The sequence below is a fragment of the Candidatus Effluviviaceae Genus V sp. genome, from assembly GCA_014728125.1.
Taxonomy (GTDB): domain Bacteria; phylum Joyebacterota; class Joyebacteria; order Joyebacterales; family Joyebacteraceae; genus WJMD01.
In genome coordinates this window covers 1-6,073 of record WJMD01000059.1, presented here as the reverse complement: position 1 = coordinate 6,073, position 6,073 = coordinate 1, and the positions used below count along the sequence as shown (strand labels likewise).

The 6,073-nt window shown below is 66.7% G+C and carries 5 protein-coding genes; all 5 read left to right on the top strand.

Annotation, left to right across the window (positions count from 1 at the left end):
• A partial coding sequence (locus GF405_03465; protein ID MBD3367221.1) for a sulfatase-like hydrolase/transferase occupies window positions 1–591 on the top strand: 591 nt, incomplete at its 5' end.
• A 180-nt stretch (window positions 592–771) separates the two neighbouring features.
• A complete protein-coding gene (locus GF405_03460; protein ID MBD3367220.1) occupies window positions 772–2,211 on the top strand; it encodes a sulfatase-like hydrolase/transferase in 1,440 nt (479 codons plus the stop codon).
• 135 nt (window positions 2,212–2,346) lie between these two features.
• Window positions 2,347–3,969, top strand: a complete 1,623-nt coding sequence (locus GF405_03455) for a hypothetical protein (protein MBD3367219.1) — start codon at window positions 2,347–2,349, stop codon at window positions 3,967–3,969.
• 107 nt (window positions 3,970–4,076) lie between these two features.
• Window positions 4,077–4,715: a hypothetical protein gene (locus tag GF405_03450; GenBank protein MBD3367218.1), complete on the top strand. Its 639-nt coding sequence runs from the start codon at window positions 4,077–4,079 to the stop codon at window positions 4,713–4,715.
• A 103-nt stretch (window positions 4,716–4,818) separates the two neighbouring features.
• Window positions 4,819–6,036, top strand: coding sequence for a hypothetical protein (locus GF405_03445; protein MBD3367217.1), 1,218 nt, complete (start codon window positions 4,819–4,821; stop codon window positions 6,034–6,036).
• Window positions 6,037–6,073 lie beyond the last annotated feature (37 nt).

The following is a 6,073-nucleotide window of genomic DNA, read 5'->3' as shown; positions in this document are numbered from 1 at the left end:
GTGCTCATCGTGACCTCCGACCACGGCGAGCTCATCGGCGAGTACGGTTTCTTCGAGCATCAGTTCGGGGTCTACGAGGAGCTCCTGGCCGTGCCGCTCGCCATCCGCGCGCCGGGGCACCTCGAGCGGGATGTCCGTGACGACCCCGTCATGCTCTCGGACCTCTACGCGACCGTTCTGGAGCTCGCGGGGCTCGACTCCGAGGTCGACCCCGCGCGCAGCCACTCGCTTCTCGGAGAGCCCCTCCCGCACGACCGGCCCGTCATCGCGGAGTACGCGGGCCCCTCGTCGCCGCTTCAGCAGAAGATCCTCGAGCTCGCGCCCGAGCTCGACGAGCCCTATCTCACGACGGCCTACTCGACCGTGCGCGTCGGCGGCCTCCGTCTGACCATCGGGAGCGACGGCTCGAACATGGTCGAGGACCTCTCCGACGACCCGATGTCGCAGGAGGAGCTTCAGGCGCGGGGGAGAGAGATCGCTGCGACACTCCGGCAGCTCATCCCGCAGGCCGGGCGGCCCGGAACGGCCGCCCAGCTCGAGACCGACCCCGATCTGGAGGAGCGCCTGCGATCGCTCGGCTACATCAACTGACCGCCCGAGGGAGTCTGACCCTCAGTCATCACACACTGTCAAGAACACATGCAACCCTCGCCGTCCGGCGGGGGTCGTATTCTGTAACCCCCTCTGAACGACATCTCGTGACCACATAGGCGCTCGTTCCACTCGGTCGGTCCCGGCAGGCCCACCCGGAGCCGGGACCGGCCGGGCGGTATTCGAGCTCCCGGGGGCCCCGCAGTGAACCAGCGAAACCTGAGCCGCTCGCTCGTCCTTCTCGCGACCATTCCGATCGCTCTCGCGCTGTCGTCCTGCTCGGGACCGTCCGAGCCGCCGCCGAACATCGTGCTCGTCGTGCTCGACACCGTCCGGGACGACGTCGCCGGGAACCAGGTACCCGGACATCCAGAAGCCTCCGTCGCGCCGGCGCTCCAACGGCTGGCCTCGGAGGGAACGAGGTTCGAGAACGCGTGGTCGAACGCGCCGTGGACCGTTCCGTCCCACGCATCGCTCTTCACCGGGCGTCTGCTCTCGAGCCATCGCTGCAGCGGACAGCACTGGCACTTCGCCTACGAGGGCCGCACGATGGCCGAACGGCTCAGTGAAGCGGGGTATCGGACGATGGCCTTCTTCAGTAACCCCTGGCTCACGGACCGGCTGACCGGTGTGCTGCGCGGGTTCGAGGAGGAGTACGCCGACCCGGTGGTCGTGAGCCGGGCGCTCGAATCGCCCGACCAGGGGGGCGCCGAGACCGTCCGCAACATCGCCAGGTGGCTCGACACGCAGAGGGGCGACGAGCCGTTCCTCATGTTCGTGAACTTCCTCGAGGCGCATCTGCCGTACGCGCCGAACCCGAGGTACCGGAGGACGTACCTCGAAGGCACCCCGCCACGGGAGTTCGTCAGCACGACGCTGGCTGACTCGGTCAACTGCGGGCTCCGCGACGTCGGCTCCGTCGACTGGACGCACATCCGTGAGATGTACGCCGGAGACGTCAACACGTCCGACTGCCTCCTTGGAGCGCTCGTCGAGGTCCTGAAGGCACACGGCCTCTACGAGGACACGGTCATCATCGTGACGTCCGACCACGGCGAGCTCATCGGCGAGCACGGGTTCTTTGAGCACCAGTTCGGCGTCTACGAGGAGCTCCTGGCCGTCCCGCTGGTCATCCGGGCGCCGGAGAGGCTCGAGCCCGGCCTCCGGGAGGACCCCGTCATGCTGACCGACCTCTACGCGACCGTTCTCGAGCTCGCGGGGCTCGAGCCGGATCCTGCGGCCGAGCACAGCCGCACGCTGCTCGGAGCCCCCGCGCCCGCCGACCGCCCCGTCATCGCCGAGTACTCAGGGCCCAGCCCGATGCTCCGGAACAAGCTGCGGGCCGTCGCGCCCGAGCTCGAGGCGCCGTTTCTGACGACGGCCTACCTGACCGTCCGGGTGGGGGGCTTGAGGCTCACCCTCGGAAGCGACGGCACGAGCGAGCTTCAGGACCTCTCGGACGAACCGATGCCGCCGGAGGAACTCGCCCGGAGAAGGGAAGAGCTCACGACGACGCTCGGCCGGCTCCTGCCCGGGTGCTCCAACTACGGGGCCGGCGCGGACCTCCGCACCGACCCCGGACTCGAGGCACGCCTCAGGTCGCTCGGGTACCTCAGCTAGCCGGTCCGCTGCCCGGCGGCGCCGTCCGCTCCGCCGTGCCTCCCAGGTTATGATTGACCGTCAGTCGCTCAGGGTATAGTATGAACATGCCCCCGCGACCGGGCTTCCGCATATCCCCCGGGGAGGTCTGTCGCGATGCGACACGCTGCGATCACACTGGCCTTTGCTCTGGCCGTTCTCTGGGGTACATCCCCGGCGGCCACCTTCACCGTCGACCCCTCCGGCTCCGGCGACGCCCTGACCATTCAGGAGGGTATCGAGCTCTCCGCCTCGGGCGACACGGTGCTGGTCGTGCCCGGGGTCTACTCGGGCCTCGGGAACACGTCGCTCGATTTCGGCGGCAGGAAGCTCACCCTCGTCTCGACCGCTGGCTGCGGTGTCACGACCATCGACTGCGCCGACACAACGCGGGCGTTCCACTTTCGCTCGGCCGAACCGATGGGCACGCTCGTTGAGGGGTTCGCAGTCATCAACGGATATGCGGAGTACGGCGGCGCGGTGCGGATACAGAGCAACGCGCGCCCCACGTTCCGCAACTGCGCCTTCCGCGGGAACCTCGCCACGGAACGCGGCGGCGCGGTCGCCGTCGGCACCGGCTCCGCGCTCGTGGGAGAGAATCTCTCGTTCAAGGACAACATCTCGGCCGGCGGCGGCGCGATCTACACGTTCGAGAGCCATCTCCGCCTGGAAGACTGCGAGTTCACCGGCAACTCGGCAGGGGGCGGGGGAGCCATCTGCCTCTACTGCGGCTATTCGGCCGAGATCACCGAGTGCGAGTTCGTTGGAAACGAGGCCACGCAGTACGGCGGGGCGATCACTGACCAGTGGTCCGACCCGCAGATCACGGCCTGTCTCTTCTGCGAGAACGTCGTCGACGGGCCCGGACACGCGTCAGGCGGTGGCGTCTGGTCGAATGCGAGCAGCTACGCCCTCATCAGCGACTGCGTCTTTGAGTTGAACGAAGCGCGCGGCTCGTTCGGGTTCGGTGGCGGGCTCTCCATCGACGCCTCTGGCGTCACGGTCACGAACTGCAGGTTCGAGAAGAACACGGCCCTCGGTGACGAGCATGGGTTCGGCGGCGGAATCGACATCGAGGGCTGGGATGACCTCTCCTCGCCTCAGGCCACGATCGAGGAATGCATCTTCACGGACAACATGGCCGGGCAGGGGGGCGGCCTGCGTTGCACCGACACGTCGGCAGGAGTGTCGGGATGCCTGTTCCTGAGTAACGAGGCGGTGTACTGGACCGGGGGGGTGCACCTGAGCGACTACGATGGCCACTTCGAGGACTGCGTCGTGGCCAGGAACATGGCGGGCTCAGGCGCTGGGGGACTCTGCATCTACAGCTGCTCACCGCTCATCCGGGGGGTCACTATCGCCGACAACACAGCTCAGCGCGGCGGCGGCGTCTATGTTGCGATCGATGGGGCCCCGACGCTCGAGCGCGTCCTCATAGCAGGGAACTCGAGCGCCTTTGACTGCGCCGACGAGGCGGGCGCTCCGGTTCTTGTCTGTTGTGACATCTTCGGGAACACCGGAAGCGACTGGACCGACTGCATCGCCGACCAGCTCGGCGAGAACGGCAACATCTGCGCCGATCCCCAGTTCTGCTCGGCGGACAGCTACGAGATCAACGAGTACTCGCCCTGCGCTCCCGCGCAGTCCGGCTGCGGGCTCATCGGGGCGCTGGGGGTGGGGTGCAGCTTCAGCAGTGTCGAGTCGACGAGCTGGGGTGCACTCAAGGCCATCTTCCGGTAGTCAAGCGCCGTGAAGCGGTTTTCCGTCGTCGGCGCGCTAACGCGAACTAGGACTTGACGTGTTCGCCGCCGTGCGCCATGCTGGCGCGCAGAGGACAGGAGGAACGAATGAGACGTTGCTACTGCACTCTGACTCTGCTTCTTCTCCTCGCGCTTCCCTTGACGACGGTCGCTCAGTATCCCGAGCGAACGTCCCCCGAGAACGTGCTCGCCAAGCTGGAGCAGGCCTACGAGGCGATGGACGCCGCGGCCTATCTCGACTGCCTCGCGCCGGGCTTCGTGTTCCATCTCGCTTCATCGGACTGGCAGAGCGACCCGGGGCTGCCTGAGTACTGGGGGTTCTCCGAGGAGTCGGCCGTCCACGGCAACATGTTCCACCCGTCGTCCATCGTGGAACACGTGACCGTCTCACTGAACGTGCTCTCCTGGTCGCACGACCCGGGTACCGACCCCGGCGACCCGTCGGACGACCGCTGGATCTCCTTTGCGGAGTCCGTTGTGTGGTTCCACTGCCAGAGCGATATCGTCTACCTGGCAAGCTCGGCTCAGGAGTTCACGCTGCGCGTCGATCCCGATGACCAGGGTGCGGGAGGCGAGACGCTCTACGACATCATCGAGTGGTCGGAGATCGAGTTCCTCGCCTCCGGGCGTGAGAGCACCACATGGGGTTGCGTGAAGGCGATGTTCTACAGCGAGACCCCCGTCGATGGAACCAACTGGACGCGGATCAAGGCGCTCTACAGATAGGCGTGCACGAAGAGGAGTCTCACAGCTCCTGGTCTTCCTGAACGGTCGGGACTGAGGCGCACAGCGGCGAAGGCCGGGCAGACCGTGCGAGAGGGGGGGTGTCATGTATCGCATGATCCTGGTGTTCGCGACGGTCCTGATCGTCGCCGGATCAGTTGGAGCCCGGACCGAACTTGAGACGCCGACCAAGGAACTCCGGGGTCCCAGCCGCGCCAATGTGCTTTTCTGGTACGACGACATCGAGAGCGGAGAGGGCTCCTGGACGCACGTGGACAACACCGCGACGTCGACCCCGCACTTCCACGTCGACACGTACCTTGCGTACGAGGGCACGTACAGCTGGTGGTGCGGCACCTTCGACTACGACACGGACGGCGGCTACGGTAACAGCTGGGACGACCGTCTGGTCCTGCCCGGCACGGACGTCAGCGGAGCGTACTACCCGATCCTGACCTACGCCTTCCGGCACGACTCCGAGCCGGCGTACGACTTCACCTACGTCCAGGCCGAGTCGAACGGCGTCTACGTCAACCTCAACCGCGGCTACGACGGCTCCGCAAACTGGAGCGACATCGGCGACTACGGGTTCGTCATGTCACCGTACGACAACCCGATCCAGGCCAGGTTCCGCTTCATCTCCGACGGAGCCTGGTCGGACTCCGACGGCCTGTACGACTCGTTCGCCGGCGCGTTCATGTGCGATAACATCAAGATCTTCGACTTCTACGGCGGGTACGTCTACTTCCTGGACGACGTGGAGTCCGGCGGACTCTGCACACCCGCGGTCCCGGCTGCTGCCGGCGACTACTGGCACATCATCGACCGCAGGTGTCCGGCGGCCTCGGACCCGCACTCGTGGTGGTGCGGAGACGACGGCGACACATCGCTCATTCCGCCGAACCTCGACAACTCGCTCACCACGCCGTACGTCGATCTCGACGCCCTCGATGCCGTCACGTGCACGGTGCGTTTCTACCTGCACTCGGAGGTGCCGACGGTCGACAATGACTACTGGACCTACTACGGGACGATCGACGGCGGCACGACGTGGGTCGGAATCGCCTCGTTCTGGGGCGACTTCGGCCAGTGCGACGGCTGGGGGTCGACGGGCATCGACGGGCTGGACCTGGGCTTCAACTGCGGCGGCCCGCCGTTCGGCGACACCGCCTTCCAGGTTCGCTTCTTCACGACCGACAACGGGTGCGGGCCGGGTTCGGCCGGCGGCGCGGGCATCATGCTCGACGACACCTGGCTCGAGGGGTTGGACGAATCCCCGGTCGACGAGACAAGCTGGGGTGCCATCAAGTCGTTCTTCAGGTAGTCTCCGGGGGACTCCAACGAGTCAAGACGCGGCCGCC

What these genes read in the sequence shown, in the direction of transcription:
- GF405_03450 (MBD3367218.1), top strand. Translation starts at nt 4,077, where the DNA reads ATGAGACGTTGCTACTGCACTCTGACTCTGCTTCTTCTCCTCGCGCTT.
- GF405_03445 (MBD3367217.1), top strand. Translation starts at nt 4,819, where the DNA reads ATGTATCGCATGATCCTGGTGTTCGCGACGGTCCTGATCGTCGCCGGA.
- GF405_03455 (MBD3367219.1), top strand. Translation starts at nt 2,347, where the DNA reads ATGCGACACGCTGCGATCACACTGGCCTTTGCTCTGGCCGTTCTCTGG.